This window comes from Pseudofrankia coriaricola, assembly GCF_032027725.1.
Classification (GTDB): domain Bacteria; phylum Actinomycetota; class Actinomycetes; order Frankiales; family Frankiaceae; genus Pseudofrankia.
The window spans coordinates 41,850-62,716 of the sequence record NZ_JASNFO010000096.1; the positions used below are offsets into that span (position 1 = coordinate 41,850).

General features: G+C 70.7%; 22 protein-coding genes and 1 pseudogene. 11 read left to right on the forward strand and 12 right to left on the reverse strand.

What is annotated here, in order from left to right:
• Positions 1-144: 144 nt before the first annotated feature.
• Entirely contained in the window at positions 145-798 is a 654-nt protein-coding gene (locus QOZ89_RS38555) for a response regulator (protein ID WP_198543086.1), read from the forward strand.
• Positions 799-882: 84 nt separating this feature from the next.
• Here the strand turns inward: QOZ89_RS38555 and QOZ89_RS38560 are convergent, their stop codons facing one another.
• Together QOZ89_RS38560 and QOZ89_RS38565 are read right to left on the reverse strand one after the other, a co-directional pair.
• Positions 883-1,260, reverse strand: coding sequence for an HPF/RaiA family ribosome-associated protein (locus QOZ89_RS38560; RefSeq protein ID WP_083418188.1), 378 nt, complete (start codon positions 1,258-1,260; stop codon positions 883-885).
• A 57-nt stretch (positions 1,261-1,317) separates the two neighbouring features.
• On the reverse strand, positions 1,318-1,758 hold the full coding sequence (locus QOZ89_RS38565) for an SsgA family sporulation/cell division regulator (protein ID WP_071047039.1): 441 nt from the start codon (positions 1,756-1,758) through the stop codon (positions 1,318-1,320).
• 334 nt (positions 1,759-2,092) lie between these two features.
• On the opposite strand from QOZ89_RS38565, the gene QOZ89_RS38570 reads away from it, so the two are divergent.
• The gene (locus QOZ89_RS38570) at positions 2,093-2,386 is read left to right on the forward strand and encodes a universal stress protein (RefSeq protein WP_274536494.1); all 294 of its coding nucleotides are present in this window, start codon (positions 2,093-2,095) and stop codon (positions 2,384-2,386) included.
• Here the strand turns inward: QOZ89_RS38570 and QOZ89_RS47880 are convergent.
• Positions 2,301-3,092, reverse strand: a pseudogene (locus tag QOZ89_RS47880) (alpha/beta fold hydrolase); the annotation flags it as partial. The gene QOZ89_RS38570 and the pseudogene QOZ89_RS47880 overlap by 86 nt on opposite strands.
• Positions 3,093-3,171: 79 nt before the next feature.
• Positions 3,172-3,816 carry a hypothetical protein gene (locus tag QOZ89_RS38580; RefSeq protein ID WP_071047036.1) on the reverse strand — a complete coding sequence of 215 codons (645 nt, stop codon included), beginning with the start codon at positions 3,814-3,816 and terminating at the stop codon, positions 3,172-3,174.
• A gap of 378 nt (positions 3,817-4,194) precedes the next feature.
• Between QOZ89_RS38580 and QOZ89_RS38585 the strand changes: the two genes are divergently transcribed.
• The 7 genes from QOZ89_RS38585 to QOZ89_RS38615 all read left to right on the forward strand — a co-directional run bounded on the left by QOZ89_RS38585 (position 4,195) and on the right by QOZ89_RS38615 (position 13,228).
• Positions 4,195-5,169: a universal stress protein gene (locus QOZ89_RS38585; protein ID WP_071047034.1), complete on the forward strand. Its 975-nt coding sequence runs from the start codon at positions 4,195-4,197 to the stop codon at positions 5,167-5,169.
• Between the two features lie 434 nt (positions 5,170-5,603).
• On the forward strand, positions 5,604-6,185 hold the full coding sequence (locus QOZ89_RS38590) for a DoxX family membrane protein (protein WP_071047032.1): 582 nt from the start codon (positions 5,604-5,606) through the stop codon (positions 6,183-6,185).
• Positions 6,186-6,330: 145 nt separating this feature from the next.
• Positions 6,331-6,507, forward strand: a complete 177-nt coding sequence (locus QOZ89_RS38595) for a hypothetical protein (protein WP_312628994.1) — start codon at positions 6,331-6,333, stop codon at positions 6,505-6,507.
• 112 nt (positions 6,508-6,619) lie between these two features.
• On the forward strand, positions 6,620-7,429 hold the full coding sequence (locus QOZ89_RS38600; protein WP_241841515.1) for an ABC transporter ATP-binding protein: 810 nt from the start codon (positions 6,620-6,622) through the stop codon (positions 7,427-7,429).
• Positions 7,430-7,453: 24 nt separating this feature from the next.
• The gene (locus QOZ89_RS38605; protein ID WP_071047030.1) at positions 7,454-10,414 is read left to right on the forward strand and encodes an ABC transporter permease; all 2,961 of its coding nucleotides are present in this window, start codon (positions 7,454-7,456) and stop codon (positions 10,412-10,414) included.
• A 313-nt stretch (positions 10,415-10,727) separates the two neighbouring features.
• Complete coding sequence (locus QOZ89_RS38610; protein WP_071047029.1) at positions 10,728-11,306, forward strand: flavodoxin family protein; 579 nt, start codon at positions 10,728-10,730, stop codon at positions 11,304-11,306.
• Between the two features lie 179 nt (positions 11,307-11,485).
• Positions 11,486-13,228: an HAD-IC family P-type ATPase gene (locus tag QOZ89_RS38615; protein WP_071047028.1), complete on the forward strand. Its 1,743-nt coding sequence runs from the start codon at positions 11,486-11,488 to the stop codon at positions 13,226-13,228.
• Between the two features lie 49 nt (positions 13,229-13,277).
• Here QOZ89_RS38615 and QOZ89_RS48445 read toward each other — a convergent pair whose 3' ends face one another.
• From QOZ89_RS48445 to QOZ89_RS38635, 4 genes are all read right to left on the reverse strand, one after another.
• Positions 13,278-13,943: a putative PEP-binding protein gene (locus QOZ89_RS48445; protein ID WP_198543083.1), complete on the reverse strand. Its 666-nt coding sequence runs from the start codon at positions 13,941-13,943 to the stop codon at positions 13,278-13,280.
• 40 nt (positions 13,944-13,983) lie between these two features.
• Positions 13,984-14,202: a zinc metalloprotease gene (locus QOZ89_RS48450; protein ID WP_198543082.1), complete on the reverse strand. Its 219-nt coding sequence runs from the start codon at positions 14,200-14,202 to the stop codon at positions 13,984-13,986.
• A 78-nt stretch (positions 14,203-14,280) separates the two neighbouring features.
• Positions 14,281-14,835, reverse strand: a complete 555-nt coding sequence (locus tag QOZ89_RS38630; protein WP_198543081.1) for a fructose 1,6-bisphosphatase — start codon at positions 14,833-14,835, stop codon at positions 14,281-14,283.
• 230 nt (positions 14,836-15,065) lie between these two features.
• Positions 15,066-15,248: a hypothetical protein gene (locus QOZ89_RS38635; RefSeq protein WP_071047027.1), complete on the reverse strand. Its 183-nt coding sequence runs from the start codon at positions 15,246-15,248 to the stop codon at positions 15,066-15,068.
• Positions 15,249-15,582: 334 nt separating this feature from the next.
• On the opposite strand from QOZ89_RS38635, the gene QOZ89_RS38640 reads away from it, so the two are divergent.
• The gene (locus tag QOZ89_RS38640) at positions 15,583-15,999 is read left to right on the forward strand and encodes a universal stress protein (protein ID WP_083418184.1); all 417 of its coding nucleotides are present in this window, start codon (positions 15,583-15,585) and stop codon (positions 15,997-15,999) included.
• A gap of 484 nt (positions 16,000-16,483) precedes the next feature.
• Here QOZ89_RS38640 and QOZ89_RS38650 read toward each other — a convergent pair whose 3' ends face one another.
• The 3 genes from QOZ89_RS38650 to QOZ89_RS38660 are packed head-to-tail and all read right to left on the reverse strand — an operon-like array spanning position 16,484 to position 19,739.
• Positions 16,484-18,073, reverse strand: coding sequence for an ABC transporter permease (locus QOZ89_RS38650; RefSeq protein ID WP_071047026.1), 1,590 nt, complete (start codon positions 18,071-18,073; stop codon positions 16,484-16,486).
• A complete protein-coding gene (locus QOZ89_RS38655) occupies positions 18,070-19,035 on the reverse strand; it encodes an ABC transporter ATP-binding protein (protein ID WP_071047025.1) in 966 nt (321 codons plus the stop codon). The genes QOZ89_RS38650 and QOZ89_RS38655 overlap by 4 nt, the downstream gene beginning before the upstream one ends.
• Before the next feature lie 32 nt (positions 19,036-19,067).
• Positions 19,068-19,739 (reverse strand): TetR/AcrR family transcriptional regulator, encoded by a 672-nt coding sequence (locus tag QOZ89_RS38660; protein ID WP_071047024.1) that lies wholly within the window; start codon positions 19,737-19,739, stop codon positions 19,068-19,070.
• Between the two features lie 201 nt (positions 19,740-19,940).
• On the opposite strand from QOZ89_RS38660, the gene QOZ89_RS38665 reads away from it, so the two are divergent.
• The gene (locus tag QOZ89_RS38665; RefSeq protein WP_071047023.1) at positions 19,941-20,447 is read left to right on the forward strand and encodes a zinc-binding dehydrogenase; all 507 of its coding nucleotides are present in this window, start codon (positions 19,941-19,943) and stop codon (positions 20,445-20,447) included.
• Between the two features lie 125 nt (positions 20,448-20,572).
• Here the strand turns inward: QOZ89_RS38665 and QOZ89_RS38670 are convergent.
• A partial coding sequence (locus QOZ89_RS38670) for an SsgA family sporulation/cell division regulator (RefSeq protein WP_312625257.1) occupies positions 20,573-20,867 on the reverse strand: 295 nt, incomplete at its 5' end.

Consider the following 20,867-nt stretch of genomic DNA (forward strand, 5'->3'; position numbering starts at 1 on the left):
GTAGGACCTTCCGCGATCATCGAAGACCCCGCCGAAGTGCGCTCGCTGCGGTCGTTCGACGTGCGCCTCGCATGACGAAGGTCCCGAGGTCACCACTCCGATCGCCGGATATCGGCCCCAGTCGTGCCGCGTATCGTCCTCGGCGTGGAGAAGATTACGGTATTCATCCTCGACGACCACGAAATCGTGCGGGATGGTCTCCGGCGGACCCTGGAACGTCATGACGACATCGAAGTGGTGGGAGAGGCGGGGCTCGCGGCGGAAGCGCTGCGGCGTATACCCGCCCTGACGCCCACCGTGGCGATCCTCGACGGCCGGCTCCCCGACGGCAGCGGCATCGACGTCTGCCGCGAGATCCGGTCGACGCATCCGGACGTCGCCTGCCTGATCCTGACCTCCTACGACGATGACGAGGCCCTCTTCTCCGCCATCATGGCTGGCGCCGCGGGCTACGTGCTCAAGGAGATCCGCGGCACTGACCTGGTGGGCGCGATCCGGACGGTGGCGTCCGGCCAGTCGCTGCTGTCGCCGTCGGTCACGCAGCGGGTGCTCGCCCGGTTGCGCGAAGGACCGAAGCAGGACCCGGTCCTGGCGGAGCTCAGCCCCCGCGAACGCGAGATCCTGGGGCTCGTCGCCGAAGGACTCACCAACCGTCAGATCGGGACGCGCATCCACCTGTCCGAGAAGACCGTCAAGAACTACGTGTCGAGCATTCTGGACAAGCTCGGGCTGACCAGCCGCACCCAGGCCGCCGTCCTTGCGTACAAGCACCTTGGAGGGGAGAGCTCGGCCCCGTGATGGGCGCTGGTACCGGTTAGCGGGGCGGCTGGGGCCGGGCAGGCAGGTCGCCCGCGAACCGGCGACGAGGTCGGGGGCGGTGTTTCAGGCTTCGTGCTCGTCCTCGGGCCGGGCGGACGGGCCCGTCCGGACTGGCTGGCCTCGGTGCGGGCGGTCCTCATATCGCAGAAGTCTCGTCCTCAGCCGCGCCTGGAGAAGGTCGATCGCCTCACGTAGCGTCGTTCCCTCCGCCCGTGCCCGTACCGGTGTCCCATTGACGTCCAGACTCACCGCCGCTGATGCGGGGACGGTGCCAGGTCGTCCGCCCGCGTCGAGGCTGATCCGGGCATGCAGGATCGGCTCGTGGCATAGCTGTGCCAACGCGTTCACCTTTTCCACGGCGTAGTCACGTGCTGGCTGGGAAACAGGTCCGGTGATCTGGACCGTGATGGTTCCCGGACCGAGCCGCGAAGTACTGGTCATTGATTCCTCCAGGCTGTGCTGCGGCGCCGTCGGGTGAGTCGCCGGTCGCCAGGCGGGTCACATGTCGGTCGGACGTTCCGTTCGGGTACCTCCAAGCCCCAGTAGCGGTCCAAACTCGGCGTCCCAGTCGATCAGACCGGCTTCCACCTCGGGCGGAACGGCCTCGTAGGTGTGGCGCAGAAAGGCAGCGACCCGCTGAGATGGCAGTTCCAGATCCGCGTGGCCATCCGGGCCAGTCAGCGTGATCGTCATGACCCGTCGTTTATTACCGTGGACCGGCTGGACCCGCACGTCGCCCACCGAGGCTGGTCGAGGACCTCCTGCCATGAGCAGGGTGCGCGCGAACGTCCATGCGACGGTCTCGTCGGCCGGCATCCGAACGACGAGTGTTACCGCGATGGGGTCAGCAGGGTCAAAGCGTAGATGGCCCGTCAGGGGCAGCCGCTCTCCGTTGTCCATGACCAAGCCGATGCGCAAGTCGCAGCTGATTTTCTTCATCGGGGATGACCGGGAGTGCGGCATCTCGACCCTCCTAGTCCGTGTCGCGGGCCGTTCTTCGCTCGCGTGACCACTCTGCCTGCGTTATCCGGCACGATCCTGAGGCGGTCGGTCCGGTCTGGTGGGAGGAACGGACCTCTGGGACCACCCCGCATGACTCGATGGTCGCCGGTGTCAGGAGACTGCAGCCCCGCCAGGACGGGGACCAACGCACCGCGACGGCCAGCCTGACGGCCGATGTCCGCCGAGGCGCCCAAAGGGACAGTGGTACCGAGCGAGCGAACCGCGACCCGGAAGGTGCACCATGGACCGCGCTGACGCACCAACCCACCCCATGCGAATACTCGTCGGCATCGATGGATCACCTGGCTCGGAGGCGGCGCTGCGATGGGCGTGTCACGAGGCGACGCTCCGTCCGGCAGCAATTTCGGCGCTCGTCGCGTGGACGGCGGACGGACGCCCGCAACGCGTCTACCACCTCGCCCGTCGGGCACCACGTCGAACGCCCACCGCGGGCGGGCGGCCCGTTTGGCCGCTTCCACCGACACCAGTGGATCCTTCTCTCCGTGGAGAAGCAGAACCGGCTGCCGTATCCCGCCCATGGTCGCCTCGTAACGTGCGGGAGTGACCAGGGCCCGCAGGGTGCTGTGAAATGCGTGCAGGAAGTCAGACTCGGTACCTGGATAGGACAAGCGCCGTTCGGCCAGCTCGACGGAGCGCTCAACGAGGTCAGCCGGCACCCGCGTGGAGTCAACGCAGCACACCTTCAAGGTTGACTCGATGCCACGTGTGGCCCCTGCCCAGCGCCGCGATGCTGTGACGAGGGCTCTGCCAACGCCAGGGAGCGCGTAGCCAAGAATGCCCAGGCTCATCAATACCCCTGGATGTCCGCCCGGTCGCGCGGGCAGAGCCGGGTCGATCAGGACGAGGCCGGCCACGGCGTCCGGGTCGGCTGCGGTCGCCAGGACCGCGATCATCGCACCCATCGAGTTTCCTACCAGGATCGCGGGCGTGCCCACGACCTCTCGAAGAAACCTGCCGAGCAACTGCACGTTGGCCTCGACAGTCGTGCGTCGCCCCAGGGCCTGGGTCAGGCCGTGGCCGGCCAGGTCCACGGCCAGGACACGGCACGACAGGGTCAACCGGGGCGCGAGCGCGAACCAGTTGAGATGGGAACCGCCAAGACCATGCACGCAGACCAGCAGTGGCCCGCGCTGTGGGCCCCCGAAATCGACATAGTGCGTCGGTCCGTCCAGATCGACCCAGTGCGACGCGGCATCAACCCTGTCGGGGAAACGGGACGGCTGATGGCGGACGGGTGATATCCCAATCATCGACGCTTCCTTTTTCAGCCAGATGTCGGCCGCCGCGACTGGAAGATCAGCCGCGGCGGGCCGGGATGTGTGCCGAGAGTCAATGCGTCTCGACGGACTTCGCGCCGAGCAGGACCGCCCACCAAGGCCGGCGGCCACTGCCCGCGCGGTCGGTGACGAGCTGGCGGCCGCCTCGATATCCACAGGGCTGGTGATCGCTGGTCCTGCGGTCGTGCGGTAGACCGCGAGCCGCCTGGCTTGACGTGTCTTGGCAGGCGGAGCGTCGGCGCCGCGCGGGTCGGGAGCCCATGGAGGTCCTCGCCCGACGGGTGCGGATATCCACGGCACCGCCACGCATGCTGACCCAGCCACCGGGGCCCATCTGGATCCGTGCCCGGGGGCCGCCGCGCAGGCCGTCCAGGTGGTCGAACAGGTGGATCGCGATCACGGTTCCCGCTGCGGCGAGCTCGCCGATGACTAGCACCTTGGTCAGGTCGATCTGCGCCAGGAGTCGGCCGGTCCGCCCGTTCTGGCCGGACCGGTCCGACTCCTCGCGTTCGGTCATCAGGCCGATCGGGCGGTGGAGCGGCGCGCTGTTGGCGGCCGCGTCGCCTGGAGAGTGGGACCGGTCCGGCAGGGCCGGCGTCCCAGGCCTCTCGACGGTCCCGCGGGGCGGGCTTTCGGTGGGGCTCGTCCTGTCGCGGTGCGCCCAGTCTGTCGCGATGACGGTCGCGTTGCGGCGCATAGCGCGCCTCCCTACGCTGTGACCTGCTTCTGCATGTCGGCGCCGTGCGTGTCCATTCTTGGCCGGACGGCTCTGAGATGGATGGTCCGAGTCGTCACGCGAGACTGGACCAATGGGGTAGAAGACCGACCCTGAAGGCCGGGTGAAACGCCGAGGTGCGCTCTGCCACCCGGCCAACCGGCCCAGGCGTGCCGGCCCAATGCACCCTCGTGGACCGCCGCATGGCGCGGTCTCGTCGGTCCATTCCGGTGGAACAGTCAGGGAGGTCGATCACCGGCCAGTTCTGCTTCCGCCCGATCGCCCCAGATCGGTGTCGGAAAGTGGTGGGCCGTCACAGCGGGCACGGCGACGTGCCGCACCGGACGTGGAGCGTGAGGCGTGAGCAGCTCGGTACGCATTCTTGTCGGAGTTGACGGCTCTCCTGGCTCGGAGGCCGCGCTGAGGTGGGCGCTTCGAGAGGCGGCGCTGTGGTCCGCCGCGACGGACGGCGCCGGCCGGGGTGCTGCCCCGACGGTGACCGCCCTGCTGGCCTGGACCGCGGACGGGCTGCCGACGGGCGTGCTGCGCGCCGTGGCCCAGGGCAACCATGATGGGATGACCAAGGCGGCTACCGAGATGCTGGAGCGTTCGATCAGGCGGGTGGGCGAGCCGCCGGCGTCGGTCACGCTTCGGCGCACCGTTGTCCTGGACGACCCGGTCGCGGCTCTCACCGCGGCGGCCGCGGATGCCGACATGGTCGTCATCGGGGAGCGTGGCCATGGGCCGATCCACCGGATGACCGCGGGCTCGGTCAGCCAGGGGGTCGTCCACCACGCGCCGGGGCCCGTCGTCGTCGTCCGCCCGCCCAAGGAGGACGAGACCCCACGGGTCGACGACCGCCGGCCGGTCGTCGTCGGCGTCGACGGGTCGGACCCGTCGCTTACGGCGCTGCGCTGGGCCGCGCACGCCGCGGCCGTCCGTAAGGTGCCGCTGCGGGTGATCCACGCCTGGGGTGGCTATGACCCGATGTACGCCGAAGTGCTTGTCGGGGCGCAGGGATTGCTGGTCAAGCAGGCAGACGAGGTCCTCGCGCAGGCCGTCAAGCTGGGCCTGGCCGACGCCCCGCGCCTCACCGTCGAGTCGGTCGTCTCGCCCGAATCTGCGATCCGTGCCCTGTTGCGCGAGGCCCGCGAGGCGCAGCTCCTGGTCGTCGGCAGCCGGGGGCACGGCGGTTTCGCTCGGCTGTTGCTCGGTTCGGTCAGCAACCAGTGCGTGCTGCACGCGGACAGCGACGTCGCCGTCGTGCGCTCCGACCGGCTTCCCGCCCCAGTGGACGAATCGGCCGCGACGGCCGGCGCCGCCCTGTCCACCTAGAAGGCCGAAGTCTGCGGTCGTTGGTCTCTCGCTACGGTGCCGGCGAGCTCGATGGACCGGGCTAACGCGAGGCCGCCGAGATGATCCTTGAGATCTTCCTAAGCGGCGACAGGTGGGCCGCCATCATCGGAGGCCGGCTCGACGTCAGTCCTGTACGTGAGGCGTCTCCTGCCCCAGCCGGGGCGGGAGGCGCCTCGCCGCGTCTCCGGCTGATTTGTTCGGCCACGACGAGTGGCAGCCCGGCCGAGGCATGCCCTTCCGTCGGCTCGCCCGGAGCCTCTCTGGCCTTCCCGCGGCAGGTGGGCCGATCGGCCCTACAGACGGCACGTGCCGATAGTCCGAAGCGACTGCCCGGGTGGCCCGCGCAGCCCCTGATCCGGGCGCCGTGGCCGCGCGAGTCTAAGAGCCACACAAACCAGGGAGGTCGAAAGCACATGACAACCACCACCAACGCCAAGGTCGGGGCGCGGTCCGGCTCGGTCGTCTCGTCGCCTTTCTCGACGCTGTTCCGGCAGCGTGCCGGCGCCCGCGGCCTGGCGCTGGACATCGTGCTCGCGCTGACCAGGGTCAGTCTCGGATGGGTCTTCCTCTGGGCGTTCCTCGACAAGCTGTTCGGCCTCGGCCACGAGACCGCGTCGAAGGCGGCCTGGATTCATGGCGGCAGCCCCACCGAAGGCTTCCTGGCACACGGTGCGGTCGGCCCGTTCAAGTCGTTCTACAACGACATCGCCGGCGCCGCCTGGGCCGACTACCTCTTCATGATTGGCCTCGCCGCCATCGGCACCGCGCTGATCCTCGGGATCGGGATGCGCGCCGCCGCCGGTGCCGGCACGGTCCTGCTCGTCATGATGTGGACGGTCGTCCTGCCCCCCGAGAACAACGTCTTCATGGACGACCACCTCATCTACGCGCTCACCCTGATCCTGCTGGCCGCGCTGAACGCCGGCCGGTCCTTCGGCCTCGGCGGCGCCTGGGCCCGCACCCCGATCGTCCGCGACCGCCCATACCTGGTCTGAACGTCCGGCCGTCGGTGACCGAACCGGCACCCGGCATCCTGAACTCCTCCGCCAGTCCGGCATCCAGCGGCCGGGACGCGTCACGGGACGCGTCCCGGCCGCTTCACGTGCTGCGCGACAGGGGACTGTCCGGCAGGCGGCCCTGATGCATCCAACAACCGGTGTCGCCCCAGATGGCCAGCCGGCGGAGTCCGACGTTCTTCTCTGCGCGCATCACCTCCGCCGGTCAGCCGCCGCGCTCGAAGCATGTGACGCCCGGGTGTACGACCGGTTCGGCGACCCAATCGACGAGCTCGGCAAGGTATTCCTCCACGACAGATGAGCGCGGATACGCCCCCCGGGTCAGTCCAAAGGTCCCGAGGCGTGCACACGGTGGGCACATGGTGGCGATTTGGTGCCGATGGTTCGCTGAAATCATGGTCGAGAAGAGCGGGATGACCGCCACCCCTCTGCTACGCGCCGAAGGCGTACGCAAGATCTACCGGACCGGCGCCGTCGAGGTGGAGGCGCTGCGCGGCCTCGACCTCGAGGTCGAGGCCGGTGAGCTCGTCGCGGTCATGGGCCCGTCGGGATCCGGGAAGACGACGCTGCTTAACTGCCTGTCCGGGCTGGACGACATTGATGGCGGCCGGGTGATACTCGGCGGCGTCGACCTGTTCGCGATGCCGGACGCCAGGCGCACCGAGCACCGCGCCCGCACGATGGGTTTCGTCTTCCAGGCCTTCAACCTCATCCCGGTGTTTACCGCGGTCGAGAACGTGGAGCTTCCGCTGCTGCTCGTCGGCGTCGCTCCGGCGCAGGCCCGTAGGCGAGCCGCCGACATGCTGGAGCGGGTCGGGCTGGGTGCGCGCGGCGCGCACCGGCCGAACGAGCTGTCCGGCGGCGAGCAGCAGCGGGTGACGATCGCGCGGGCCCTGGTGGCCCGCCCGGCGATCGTCTGGGCCGACGAGCCGACCGGGAACCTGGACAGTGAGATGGCGGCGCAGGTCATGGACCTGCTGCGGACGCTCAACCGGGACGAGGGACAGACGATCATCCTGGTTACCCACGACCCGGGGATCGGCGCTGCCGCGGGCAGGCTGATCCGCATGCGCGACGGCGCGCTGATCAGCGACGAACGCCGCGCGCCCGCGAACGGGCCAGTGCCCTCGGCACCCTCCGCCTCCTCGATGGCGGCCTCGCCGCCAGCACCTTCGTCTCCTTCGGCGCCCGAGGCGCCGGATGCGCTGACGTCGGCCGTCTGAGCGCGCCCAGGGGATGAGGAGATCATGTATCCGGAACTAACTCGACCACTGCTGGTCCTGCTGGTCGCAGCAGCGGCCGCGCTGATCACGGTAGCTGCCGTCCGACCGTTCCTACGCAGGCTGGCGCTGCGCCAGGTGTCGCGCCGCCCGCTGGAGGCGGTGCTCGTCATAGCCGGCTCACTGCTCGGCACGGCGATCATCGTCGGTAGCTTCGCGGTCGGCGACACGATCGACCATTCGGTGCGGAACACGGCCTTCCGCACGCTGGGACCGGTCGACGAGGAGGTCTACTCCAACGACCTGACTCGCGGCGACGCGGCCACGCGGCGCCTGGCCGCGCTGCGCGTCGACCCGGACGTCGACGGCCTACTCACCGTGGTCGCGGACAAGGCGGCGGTCAGCCGCGGCACGGGCGCGGCGCGCGTCGCCGAGCCGCAGGCACAGGTCTTCGAAGCCGACTTCGCCGCCGCCGCGACGTTCGGCGACCGCGGCGCCGACGGCCGGGACGGCAGCCACCTGTCTGGCGCGAATCCCGCGCCAGGCTCTGCGGTCGTCAACACCGAGCTGGCGGACTCCCTCGGGCTGCGAGCGGGGGACACCGTCACCGCCTATCTGTACGGCCAGCCGACGCAGCTGCGGGTCGAGCGGGTGGTGCCGGCCCGGGGCCTGGCCGCGCTGGGGTTCGCCAACATCAACCGTGATCTGTTCGTCGCCCCCGGCACGCTGGCCGCCGCGGCGGCCCGGGCCGGCGGTGACAACTCACCGTCGACGATCACACTCGTGTCCAACCGGGGCGGCGTCGAGTCGGGCAGCACGCTCACCGACGCCGTCGAACAGAAGATCCGCACCGCGCTGGGGGGCCTGACGACGTCCGGCGCGCAGGTGACGACCCCGAAGAAGGACGCGCTCGCGACCGCCGAGGACGTGGCCGGCCAGCTCGGCTCGCTGTTCCTGTTCATCGGCAGCTTCAGCATCATCGCCGGCGTCCTGCTGCTGGTGAACGTGTTCGTCATGCTCACCGACGAGCGGCGCGGCCAGCTGGGCATGCTGCGCGCGATGGGCATGCGCCGACGGCGGCTGATCAGTGCCTTCCTCCTGGAGGGCAGCATCTACGGGGTCGTGGCGGCGGCGCTCGGCGTGGCCGCCGGCATCGGGGTCGGCTGGGCGGTGGTGCTGGTCGCGGCGCAGATCTTCGCCGCTTTCCAGGACGGCGGCAATGCCCTGGAGCTGACCTTCGCCATCACGCCGACCAGCCTGTTCAACGGCTTCGCCGCCGGCTTCCTGATCGCGTTCGCCACGATCGCGGCGACCAGCGCACGGGTCAGCCGCCTCAACATCATCGCCGCGATCCGGGACCTGCCAGACGGCGTGGGCCGCAAGCCGCGTCGATCGCTGCTGGTCGGTTCGGCGCTGCTCGCGGTGCTGTGCACCGCCGCCGCGGTCCCGGCGGTCGCCAGCAGCGAAGGCATGACGACCTACCTGTTCCCCGCACTCGCGGTGCTGTTCGCCGTGCCGCTGGCGCGCCGGTTCGCCGGCACCCGGGCGGTGTCGACTGTCGCCTCGGCGCTGGTACTGGCCTGGGGCCTGCTCGCGAACATCGCGCGTCCGGACGTGTACGACAACGGCTCGACCGCGACCTACGTCGTCCTCGGAGTCATGGTCACCGGGGCCGCGGTGGTGCTGCTGTCGGTGAACCAGGACATCGTCCTGCGCCCGCTGCGCCTGCTCACGGCCCGGGCGGGGGAGACGGGCTTGGCCGCCCGGCTCGCGGTGACCTATCCGACCTCCCGGAAGTTCCGCACCGGCGCCACACTGCTCATGTACTCCCTGATCATCTTTACCCTCGTGATCATCACCGAGATGGGTGCCATCATCGGCGCGGGCACCGACCAGGCGGTCGTCGAGGCATCCGCCGGCTATGCCATCCGCGCGGACGTCGCCCCGTCGACCCTGATCAATGATCCGCAGCTAACGCTGCGCTCGGGTGATCTGGCCGGCCAGATCACCGAGGTGACCCCGCTGACGATCGGCCGGGGTACCTCGGACGACCCGACCGGGCGTTCGGACACCCCGCTGCCAGTCGTACTGATCGGGCTGCCCGCGGCCGCCGCGACCAGCCACCCGCTCGCCCTTGACTCGTGGCTGCCGTCGCTGGGCGCCGACGAGAAGGCGGCGTGGCGGGGGATCGTCGCCGACAGCCGTTACGTCGTGCTCGACCCGTACTTCAACAGCACCACCGGCCCGAACACCGATCAGGTCAAACCGGGCGCCACCATCACCCTCACCGACCCGGCAACCGGCCGAGCCCAAAAGAAGATCATCGCGGCGAAGGTCGAGAACGCGCTGCCGTACTACTCCTTCCCGGCGCAGCCACCGGCCTACCCCGTGTTCGCCGGCGCCGACACCGTGCGGGCGATCTACGGCGACGGCGCCCAGGACACCAGCCTGCTCATCCGCGCGGCACCGGGCGTGAGCGACGAGCGGCTCGCCGCCACGCTGCAAGGCCGGTTCCTGGCCAACGGGCTGATCGCCAACCGGATCGAGCGCGACGTACGGCGCACCTTCGCCGCCAACGTGAGCTTCTTCCGTCTCATGCAGGGCTACCTCGCGCTGGGCCTGCTCGTCGGCATCATCGGCCTGGGCGTCGTCATGGTGCGCGCCGTACGGGAACGGCGGCGCACCATCGGCATCCTGCGGGCGCTCGGCGTGCGGTCCAGGACGGTGACGCTGGCCTTCCTCGGCGAGAGCGCATTCGTCGCGATCGAGGGGATCGTGCTCGGTGCCGGACTGTCCCTGCTCACCTCCTGGCTGATGTACACCAACAGCCCGGCATTCGGCGGCCTCGACGTCGCGTTCCCGGTCGACTGGGCGACCATCGGCCCGACCGTCGGCGCGACTCTCGTCGCGTCCCTGCTCGCCAGCGCCGGCCCAGCACGTCGGGCGGCCGCGATCCGCCCCGCCGTCGCCGTCCGCGTCGCCGACTGACAGGGCCAGCCATGCCAACCAACGAGACGTCGCATATCTGGTGCCGGCCGGCGGCATCGAGGTGGAGGTCGTCACGAGCGCGGACACCGACCGGCAACGCGCCGCCCGACGGGCCTGTCACACGGCCGGATCGCCTCGGCGCGGGGAGCCGAACGGCCGGTCCTGGAAGGACGAGCGAGACCTGCCCGACTCGTCCCCTCGGAAGAAACATGGGAGTTGGGCACTCCGGGCGTGGCGACCGCAAACGGCGCCAGGCCGATGGAGAGGCACCCGGCACGTCGCGGCGTGACGCGACGAGGATGGAGCGGGCACGATGCGCGCACTGGTCGTCTTCGAGTCGATGTTCGGCAACACCAAGGAGATCGCAGAGGCGGTCGCGGCCAGCCTCGGGGAGCGGATGGACGCCGAGCTGGTCGAGGTCGGCGCCGCGCCCACCACGCTGACCAGCGACGTCGACCTGCTGGTCGTCGGCGGCCCCACCCACGTCCTGGGCATGAGCCGGCCTAACAGCCGGCAGGACGCCGCCCGCCAGCTGGCCGCCGACGCCGAAGGCCCCGCCGTCGAGAACGGCGTGATCTCGCCGGGCATCGGGATCCGGGAGTGGCTGGCCAGCGTCGAGCTTGGCCGCCCGGCGCCGGCCGTGGCCGTCTTCGACACCAGGGCGCGCTCCCCGCTGGCCGGCTCCGCCGCGGCGAAGGCGGCGCGCCTGCTGCGACGGCGCGGCGCGAACGTCGTCGGCCGGCGCAGCTTCTACGTCACTGGCACTCGAGGGCCGCTGCGCGACGGCGAGCCCGACCAGGCCCGTCGTTGGGCAGCGGACCTCGCCGCCCGCCCGGCGACGGGCGGCGCGGCGGGGGAGACCGCCGGAGCGCCCATCGGCACGACTGGATGAGATCCCGATGAGCCAGAACGGACCACAACGCGCCAGCGACGAGCCTCACTGCGCAGCGGGACCATCGGCCGTCGCGGCCGCGTCGCTCCCGCGCGGATGCTGGACGCGTGGCTCCGCCGAGCGGTCAGCGTAGGGTGCCTACGCAATCCTCCGGCGTTCCACCGACGGATCCCGATCCGGTGCCGCCCGACGACTCTGGCCGGACCGCCGCCGAACCTGGTCCCGCGGCGGTGTCCGACCCGCGTGAGCCTCTCGCTCTGCTGCTGCGTGATCTGCGCGCCGGGCGGAGCGGTCTGTCGGAGCGGGAGGCGGCCCGGCGCCTGGTCAGCGCCGGGCCGAACGAGCTGTCCCGGCGGCGCGGGCGCACCTGGCCGCGTGAGATCGCCCGTCAGCTCGTTCATCCGCTGGCGCTGCTGCTGTGGCTCGCCGCCGTCCTCGCCGCGGTCTCCGGCTCGACGGCGCTGGCCGTCGCGATCGTCATCGTCGTGCTGCTCAACGCCGCCGTCGCGTTCATCCAGGAACAGCACGCCGAGAAGGCCGTCGAGGCGCTCGCCGCCTACCTGCCGCCGCTGGCGACCGTCGTGCGCGACGGCGCCGAACGGCGAGCGCCCGTCCGGGAGATCGTGCCCGGAGACGTGCTGCTGATTGGTGAAGGCGACCGGGTGCCGGCCGACGCGCGACTTCTCGACGGCTACGTCGAGGTCGACATGTCGATGCTGACCGGCGAGTCGGTGCCGGTCGCCCGCTCGGCGGCCGAGACACCTGACGCCGGCCCGTTGCTCGCGGCCGAGGACCTTGTCTTCTCTGGCACGTCCTGCACGGCCGGGTCCGCGCGGGTGCTGGTCGTCGCGACCGGGATGAACACCGAGATCGGCCGGCTCGCCGCGCTGTCGGAGCGGGTGCAGCGCGACGAGAGCCCGCTGGAGCGACAGGTTCGTCGGGTCGCGTGGCTGATCGCCGCGGTGGCGGTCGGGGTCGGGGTCGCCTTCCTGCCGATCGGGCTGGCCGCCGGGCTGCCGTTCGGCGAGGCGCTCACGTTCGCGATCGGGCTACTGGTCGCGAACGTGCCCGAGGGCCTGCTGCCGACGATCACCCTCGCGCTCGCGGTCGGCGTGCGGGTGCTGGCCCGGCGCGGCGCGGTCGTGCGCCGGCTGTCCGCCGTCGAGACCTTCGGCTCGACCACTGTCATCTGCACGGACAAGACCGGCACTCTCACCGAGAACCGGATGCGCCCGGTCCGGTTGTGGACCACAGCCGGTGACCTTGCCGTCGACGGCGTGAACTGGGCTGCTTCGACCGGCGGCGACGAGACTGCGGTGGACCGGTCGGCCCCCGTGCTCGCGGCGCTCCGGACGGCGCTGGCGAGCTGCTCGAACGCCCAGCTCGCTGGCGACACGTACCAGACGAGACAGGGGATCCCACCCGAGGAGCCCAGCGACGACAGTGTCCGGCCCGGGCTGCCCGAGCCGGACGCCGAACTCAGCGAGCCCGAGGAGAGCGAGGACCGGGGGGACCCCACCGAGATCGGGCTGCTGCAGGCGGCCGCATGGCTGAGGGCGGACACCGGGCGCGCCTCGCGGCTCGCGCGGCGACGCCTGGAGGCGCCGTTCGACCCAAGGCTGCGCCGGATGACCACGGTGGACGAGACCGCGCCGGGTCGGTTCGTCGCCTTCGTCAAGGGCGCCCCGGAAGCGGTCCTCGAGCGTTGCGAGACGCTCGCCACCCCGCTCTACGGCATCCTCTTCGAGGTCGCCTTCGCGGCCGCCGTCGTCTACCTGCCGTTCCTGCACCCCGTGCTCGACACCGTTGCCGTCAACCCTGTGAACCTGCTCCTCCTGCTGCCCATGCCCGTCCTCGTCTGGGGCGCCGACGAACTGTGGCGAGCCGACCACCGCCGCCGTGAACGGACCGCTGCCGCGTAGCCGTTCGGGACGGGCGTAACGCACCGCGCCCATGCCTACTCGACAAGACCTACCCGGGTGGGGATGCGCCGGTCCGGCCGCGGGCGGCGGATAGTAGCAATCGTCGCTCGGCCGCCGCGATCACTCGCCGGGCCGCGTCGACCGCGTCCGGGTTCACCGACACCGACGTGATGCCGAGCCGCACCAGGTGTTCGGCGAAGTCGGGCCGGCTGGAAGGCGCCTGGCCGCACAGTGACGAGGTGATCCCGGCCTCCCGGCAGGCTCCGATGATCCGTGCGATGGCGTCCAACACGGCCGGGTCGGACTCGTCGAACAGCTCCGCGCACGTCTCGGAGTCGCGGTCGACGCCGAGAACGAGCTGGGTCAGGTCGTTCGACCCGATCGACACCCCGTCGATGCCGAGCCGGGCGTAGGCGGGGATCCAGTAGGCCACCGACGGGACCTCGGCCATGATCCAGGCACGCAGCAGCCGTCCGCCGTCGAGTGGAGCGGCCGGAAGGGCGTTGAAGACGGCGAGCAGCAGGTTGACGTCCGCCAGCCAGGCCACCACGTCGACTAGGAGCCCGGACGCGGACGCCAAGGCGAGCAGCCAGGCGCCCAGCGCGAAGAGTCCGCCCAGCAGGAGGCTGACCAGGGGGCCGACGCCCGCGATCCGCAGCTCCGCCGCCGGGCTCGACGCTTCCGACTTCAGCCGGGCCACGCCCCCAGCAGCCACAGCACGATGTCATCCACGGCCACCCCGTTGCGCCGGGCCATCACGGCGTGCGCCACCTCGTGGGCGAGCAGGGAGATGAAGAAGGCAACCGCGGCGCCAAGGGCGCCACCCAGTACAGCACCAGGGCACGGCCCGGATACGCCTGTGGGAGGCGGTCTTGCGCGAGGCCGAACGTGATGATGCCGAAGATGAGCAGCACGCTCCAGTGGACCCCGACCCGGACCCCGGCGATCCGTCCCAACGCGATGGTCGCTCGCACAGCGTCGCTCCCTGCTCGAAAGACCAGCGGAGGCCTCTCCGCGCTCGGGGCGGACTCGTCCGGATCAGGGCGTCGGCGTCACGACCGGAGCTGACGGCCGGGCCGTGCACGGAGATCAATGGCGGCTGGACGCCGCGCGGTTTCGGCGGGAGCCGCCGGGGCGGGCAGGGCCTGCCAGCGGTCGGCGAGCCTGTCCTCCAGCGCGGGCATGGTGGTGTACTCGAGCTCGTCGAGGCCGAGCCGGTGCGGTTCGAACGGGCCGTGCCGGCGCAGGTAGTCCATGACCTCGTTGGCCTGTGCCCGGGCCCGGTCGAAGGCCGGGTCGTCGAACATGTCGCGCGGGCCGATCAGCCGGCCGCCGGTGATCTGGAAGCCGAGGCAGACCACCCGCGGGGGGCCGTCGAAGCGGGACGGGTGCGCCTGGGCGGTCGAGACCGGCATCAGTGGCGCGTGGTGCGAGCCGCGCATGGAGCCGCCGACCGTGTAGGCCAGCGCGAAAGGCTCCAACGCCTCGCCGATCGAGGGCAGCCCGGACTGGCAGCGCACGATCATCACTCGATCGTCCTTACCGACATACTTCCCCGCGATCAGGGACAGCCGCTGGGTGCTCGTCGCCTCCGCCTGCTCGCCCAACGTCGATGAACCTGGCGTATCTGTCGAGAAGCGCTCCATCGGGTGTCTACCCCGGGCACGACGGCCACGGGCGCGCGGCATGCAGGCTCGGCTGGTGGAACCAAGCAGCAGCTCAGCGAAGCCGCCATGGCCACAGGCAAGGTCGTGGCGGTGCGGGACATCCTTTCCCTCCGGGAGGCCGGAACTGGGTCGTTGCCGCCTCGTGGGCAGGTCCGGCTCCGCGACCCTGGTTACAGGCCGGCGGAGAGCAACATTTCGTGAGCCTGCCTGGCTGCCCGCTCCGCCGTCGCTTCGAAGGGCTCATCCTCGACGGGCGGGGACTCAAGCCCACGGGCGATGACCCGGACCGCCTCCGTGAGCGCGACGATCTGCCTTTCCAAAAGCGCGATGCGCGCCTCCTGATCAGCAACCACGATCTCTTTCTCCCTCCGTCAGGCGGTGCCGCGCCATCCGCGGATTCGCCTGCTACGCACGTAGACGCGGGGTGTCGACGTCCGGGCGCCGGGGATGACTACCCACGGAGTGTCTAGCCGCTGTGTGTTGGTCAGAAACGTCTGGCCGCCGACCCTCCCGCGATCGCGGGCAGGTCCTTCGCTGACGCGGACGCCGACCTCTGCCGCGGGGCCCCGGCTGGGAGGAGAAGCCGCCGGTCACGCCGGCCAGATGCGCCGGGCGACGTGCTCGCTGTAGTCGCGAGTGTCAGGCAGACCACCCGCGAGAATCCTGGTGCGACTCCTGTGGGAGGAGATGACGTGGCGGAAGCAGACATCGTCGTGGGGATCGACGGTTCCGCGGACGCCGAGCGGGCGCTGCGCTGGGCGGTGGACACGCCTGGGAGCCAGCACCGACCCTCACCGCCCGGACCGGCCTCGGCGACGAGGTATTCCGCGACGCCGCGCAGGCCGTGCTGGACGAGTCGACCAGCGCGGGTCTCACCGGCCGGACGGGCCTCGACGTGAACACACGCCTGATCATGGGCACCGCCGCCCACGGCTCATCAACGCGGCGGCACGCGCCCAGATGCTCGTGGTCGGCGCCCGGGGCCGCGGCGGCTTCGCCGAGTTGCTGCTCGGTTCCACCAGCTCGCAGTGCGTGCTGCACGCCACCTGCCCGGTCGCCGTCGTCCGCCGCCAGCCGGCGTTAGACGGTGGGGAGCGACGGTGACGCGGCCGGTGGCCTTCGTCCTCGGCGGCAGCGGTGTACTCGGGGCAAGCGAGGTGGTCATGCTCGCGCCCTGCTCGACGCCGGGATCCGGCCGGACCTGGTGGTCGGCACCTCGGTCGGCGCGATCAACGGGCCTCGATCAGCCCGTCCGTGTACACGATCACAGCGTCGCCGGGATGGCAAGCCATGGCCGCGGTTTCCCACGCGTGGCGACGTCGCCGGGCACCACGGTGTCGATGGGGCCTTCGAAGACGACGGAGGGAGCAAAGCCGAGTGCGTCCTGGGCGTCAGTCAATAGCCGTTACAGATCAACTCGATTGACCGCCGAAATGGATCGGTGCATCCAGGCTGAGGGGTCAGGGTAAAGAGGTGGTTTTCCGGTGTGCCGATGGGGACCATCTTTGGGCTCATGTCCAGGATGGCCAGGATTGACAGCCGGGCGCGTCGGCGGGAGTCGGCGCATGCGGATGGCGGCGGTGGGATTTCACACGATGTCGCGGCGGCGGAATCCGGTGAAGGCGACGGCGAGGAACAGCGCGGCGATTCCCGCGAGCCACCCGAGGCCGGCCCAGTCGGGGGCTGTGGCGGTCACGTTCGGGACGTGGCGCAGCGGGCTGATGTCCAGGGCCCAGCCCGGGAGGTTGAACGTCGGGCCCAGGAGGGTCAGGCCGAAGGTCGCGACGACGCCGAGCCAGCCGACAAGTCGCCTGCTGGGCGCGGCGCCCACGGCGGCGAACGCGAGCGCGACGAGCGTCCACACCGCGGGAATCGTGACGAGCGCCTGGGTGACGACGTCGCCCGCGGAAATCGAGCTGTCCCGGGAGGCGGCGACCACGCCGAGCGCGGTGCCGGCTACCGTAAGGGCGACCGCGGGCGCGGCGAACGCGACGGCGGCGTTGCTGGCCAGGTACATCTGTCGCCGCAGGGCACCGGCGAGCAGGGGCTCGACCCGGTAGTCGACCTCCTCGGCGTAAATTCTGAGCGCCACCTGCACGCCGGTGACGGCGGCGATGATGCCGACGATCTGCAGGATCGTGACGAGGAACCCGAAGGTGAGCGCGGCGGGGCCGGTGGCGCCGGCGGCGAGGACCTTGGCCGCGGCGGGGTTGTCGCCGAGGACGCTGCCGAGGGACGTGGCGAGGTTGCCGAAGATGAGGCCGAGGCCGACGAAGGCGATCATCCACGACGCGAGCGCCCCGCGGTGGAGCCGCACCGCGAGACCCCACACGTTCGCCGTCGCGCCCCCACGGGCGGCGCCTGCCCGCGGCGCGATCATACCGAGCCCGTAGTCGCGTCGGCTGTGCAGCGCGAACCCGGCGAGCACGAGGACGATCGTCAGCGCGAGCGCGGCGAGCAGCGGCAAGGGGTTGTTGTCCGTGGCGGGGCGTGTCCGGGACAGCCAGCCGAGCGGGGTGGTCCAGGAAGTCCAGTCGGGCGTGTTACTGGAGTCGAGGTAGCCGCGGATCACGTAGCAGATGCCGAGCGCGGCGACGGCGATGCTATTGGCGGTTCGGGCGTCGGAGCCGAGTTGGGCAGCGATCGCCGCGACCCCGGCGAACATCAGGCCCGAGGCGGTGAATGTCGCGGACAGTATCAGTGATGGGACTACAGCTCCGCCGCAAGCGATGGTCAGCAGGAAGCACACGACTCCGAGCGCGACGGAGGCCGCGGCGGCCATCAGGACGGCGACGGCCAGTCGGGCCTGGCGCCCGAGCACGCCCGACGCGAGCAGTTCGGCCTGGCCGGAGTCCTCATCGGCGCGGCTGTTGCGGACGACGATGAGGATCCCCATCAGTCCGGCGAAGAAGGCGCCAAGGGCGCCCGCGCGCCAGGCGTTGAACCCGTCAGCAGTCGTCAGGTCGCGGGCGGGCCCGAAGATCAGCGCGAGTGCGGGGTTCCCGCCCAGTGTGGCGGCCAGCTTCGCGCGGTCCGCCGCGTCGGGGAAGATCCACGAGTAGGCGAGGATCGACGACGCGGACAACACCGAGATGAGCATCACCCAGGGTGCGATGTTGCGGGCGTCCTGGCGTAGCGCCACCCTCAACAGCGGGCGGGTACCGGTGAAGGCGGTCATGGCCGGGCCCGTCCAGTCGGCGCCTGGCGCGGAACGGCGTCGCCGGCAGTGACGCTGTCGGTGTCGTACTGGCTGAGGAAGAGGTCCTCCAGGGAGGCCGGCGCGACGGTGAGCATGGACATCTGGTGCGGCACCAGCGCGGCCATCGCGGCGTTGATCTGGTCAGGATCGACCGAGCCGGTGAGCCGAGTGCCGTCGAGCCGGGCGTCGTGGATCTCACGGAGGTCGCCTGGGTCCGCGGGTGGTCGGGCGAGCGTCGCGGTGATCTTGATCCGGGTCTGTCCGCGCAGGTCCTGCAACGTGCCTGTCCGCACGATGCGGCCCTGCCGGATGATGCTGACGCGGTCGGCGAGTGCCTCGACCTCGCTGAGGATGTGGCTCGACAGCAGGACGGTGCGGCCGGCCGCCTTCTCCTTGGCGATCTCCTCCTGGAAGACCGCCTCCATCAGGGGGTCGAGGCCGGAGGTGGGTTCATCGAGGATGAGCAGCTCGACGTTGGAGGAGAGTGCGGCCACGATGGCGACCTTCTGCCGGTTGCCCTTGGAGTACTGGCGGCCCCGCTTGGTCGGGTCGAGCTCGAACCTGTCGATCAGCTCGGCGCGGCGTGTCTCATCGAGCCCGCCGCGCAGGTTGCCGAGCAGGTCGATCGCCTCCCCGCCGGACAACCCGGGCCACAGCACCACGTCGCCGGGCACGTAGGCCAGGCGCCGGTGCAGCGCGACAACATGTCGCCACGGGTCACCGCCGAGCAGCTCCACGGTGCCCGCGTTGGCGCGCAGCAGTCCCAGCAGCACTCGGATGGTGGTCGACTTCCCCGCGCCGTTCGGGCCCAGGAACCCCTGAACCTCCCCGCGGGCGACGGTCAGGTCGAGCCCGTTGAGCGCGGTGAAGGAGCCGAACTTCTTCACCAGCCCCTCGATCCGGATTGCTGGCTGGGTCGCCGACTCATGCGTGTCGATCATCGACGGGATCTCTCCTGGGAGGCGGAACCAGATCAGGACAAGGGCAGGGCGGGGCCGGCGGGCGGGCCGTCGGTGACGTCGGGCGGGCCGGGGAGCTCACCGAGGAGGTAGCGGCTGATCGTGGGCGTGACCATGGCCGCCAGCAGGTCGGCGGGCATACTGGCCAGCGGTTCGACGGCCAGCACCCGGCGCGCCACCGCAAGGCCAAGCATCTGACTAGCCACCAGCCCGATCCGGATCTCGGCCTCGGCGGGGTCGACGCCGCCGAGCAGCTTGCCCGCCGCGAGCCGCACCACGGTGGCCGCGAAGAACTCGCGCATCAGGCTCACGGACTCCTGCCGTGACAGCACAGTGCGCAGGAAGCTCACCATCGCCGGACCGGTCTCGGGCGCATCCCAGACCCGCAGGAACGTCCGCACCAACCGCTGGGGAGCCTGCTCCACGCCGGCGGCGAAGATCTCCTCCACCAGTTCCTCAGGCTGGACAGGAATCTCCAGCGCCGCGCGGAACAGCCCCTCCTTGCTACCGAAGTAGTGGTGCACCAAGGCGGGATCGACCCCGGCGCCGGCAGCCACAGCCCTGATCGAGGTGCCTACGAACCCGCGCTCGGCGAACAACGCGCGCGCGGCGCGCAGGATCTCAGCCCGTGCGTCCGACTGGCCGGGGCGCCGTCCGACGCGCCTGGCCGCATCCTCGATCGGCATGCCGCCCCCAATTTCAACACTTGATGAGTTAAGGCTAGCCGATCGGTGCCAAGAAACTCAGCGGGTGGTGAAATTGGCGTCCAACCGGACACCCTCCACGCGGCCGAACGTCCGACCGTGCCCAGGCGGAGGCGGCCCGACTGCTGCGCGCCCCAGTCATGGGGCGGGGCCATCGCGGTCGCGGGCCGTGTCAGCCGCGTCTTGTCCGCGATCAGCGGAGCGCGGCTGTTCAGCCCAAGCCACGTGATCGCCATCGACCTCGTGACAAGCCGGCTCGACGCGGCGAAGCGGTTCGGCGCGGACCTGGTCGTGAACAACGGCGAACAGGATCCCCGCGACCTGGTACTGGAGCTGACCGGCGGGCTGGGCGTGGATGTCGCGATCGAGGCCGTCGGGATTCCGGCCACCTTCGAACTCGCCGCCGATCTCATCAGACCTGGTGGACGGGTGGCCAACATCGGCGTGCACGGCAAGCCGGCGACCCTGCACCTCGAACGGCTGTGGACGCGGGACGTCACGATCGTCACCGGCCTCGTCGACACCTACTCCACACCGACGCTGCTGCGCCTGCTGACCAGTCGACAGATCAACGCGGCCCGCTTCGTCACGCATCACTTCCCACTCGACGACTTCCTCCGCGCCTACGACGTGTTCGCCAACGCGGACGAGACCGGTGCGCTCAAGGTCGTCCTGAGCCGCGAGACCTGAGCCGTCCCAGCAGGGCCGGAGTCTCCCTACTGTTGCGCACGGCGCAGACCACCGGGGATCCTTCTGCTGATCATCCGGCCTCTTTATGACCAGCCACCCAGATCAACCCACATCCGATAAGCACCCTAGCCCTCTGGGCCAAGGCCGGTCAGTGTTGACAGAAAAGCCTCGACATCGAAGTGTCGGCTCTCTGTATCGAGAGGCACGGCGGCATAGGTTCGCTCGAGAAAAGCCACTACCTTCTGGCGGGGCAGCTCAAACAGCGCATGGCCGCTCGGGCTGGACACCTCGAGCGACACCGGACCGCCCCCCAGCTTCGCCGGCCACACCTGCACGTCGCCTTCTCCGGACGGCGCGTCGACGCCATCACGCAGCAGGTCGCGCGCGAACGTCCAGGTCACCATCGAGTCAGGACCGGTG

Excerpts from the sequence above, each read along its gene's own strand:
- QOZ89_RS38580 (WP_071047036.1), bottom strand. The coding sequence starts at position 3,816 with ATGCGCCGCAACGCGACCGTCATCGCGACAGACTGGGCGCACCGCGAC.
- QOZ89_RS38660 (WP_071047024.1), bottom strand. The coding sequence starts at position 19,739 with ATGCCGATCGAGGATGCGGCCAGGCGCGTCGGACGGCGCCCCGGCCAG.
- QOZ89_RS38595 (WP_312628994.1), top strand. The coding sequence starts at position 6,331 with ATGCATCCAACAACCGGTGTCGCCCCAGATGGCCAGCCGGCGGAGTCC.
- QOZ89_RS38655 (WP_071047025.1), bottom strand. The coding sequence starts at position 19,035 with ATGATCGACACGCATGAGTCGGCGACCCAGCCAGCAATCCGGATCGAG.
- QOZ89_RS38560 (WP_083418188.1), bottom strand. The coding sequence starts at position 1,260 with ATGACCAGTACTTCGCGGCTCGGTCCGGGAACCATCACGGTCCAGATC.
- QOZ89_RS38610 (WP_071047029.1), top strand. The coding sequence starts at position 10,728 with ATGCGCGCACTGGTCGTCTTCGAGTCGATGTTCGGCAACACCAAGGAG.
- QOZ89_RS38605 (WP_071047030.1), top strand. The coding sequence starts at position 7,454 with ATGTATCCGGAACTAACTCGACCACTGCTGGTCCTGCTGGTCGCAGCA.
- QOZ89_RS38590 (WP_071047032.1), top strand. The coding sequence starts at position 5,604 with ATGACAACCACCACCAACGCCAAGGTCGGGGCGCGGTCCGGCTCGGTC.
- QOZ89_RS38570 (WP_274536494.1), top strand. The coding sequence starts at position 2,093 with ATGCGAATACTCGTCGGCATCGATGGATCACCTGGCTCGGAGGCGGCG.
- QOZ89_RS38640 (WP_083418184.1), top strand. The coding sequence starts at position 15,583 with ATGACGTGGCGGAAGCAGACATCGTCGTGGGGATCGACGGTTCCGCGG.
- QOZ89_RS38565 (WP_071047039.1), bottom strand. The coding sequence starts at position 1,758 with ATGAAGAAAATCAGCTGCGACTTGCGCATCGGCTTGGTCATGGACAAC.
- QOZ89_RS38650 (WP_071047026.1), bottom strand. The coding sequence starts at position 18,073 with ATGACCGCCTTCACCGGTACCCGCCCGCTGTTGAGGGTGGCGCTACGC.
- QOZ89_RS38600 (WP_241841515.1), top strand. The coding sequence starts at position 6,620 with ATGACCGCCACCCCTCTGCTACGCGCCGAAGGCGTACGCAAGATCTAC.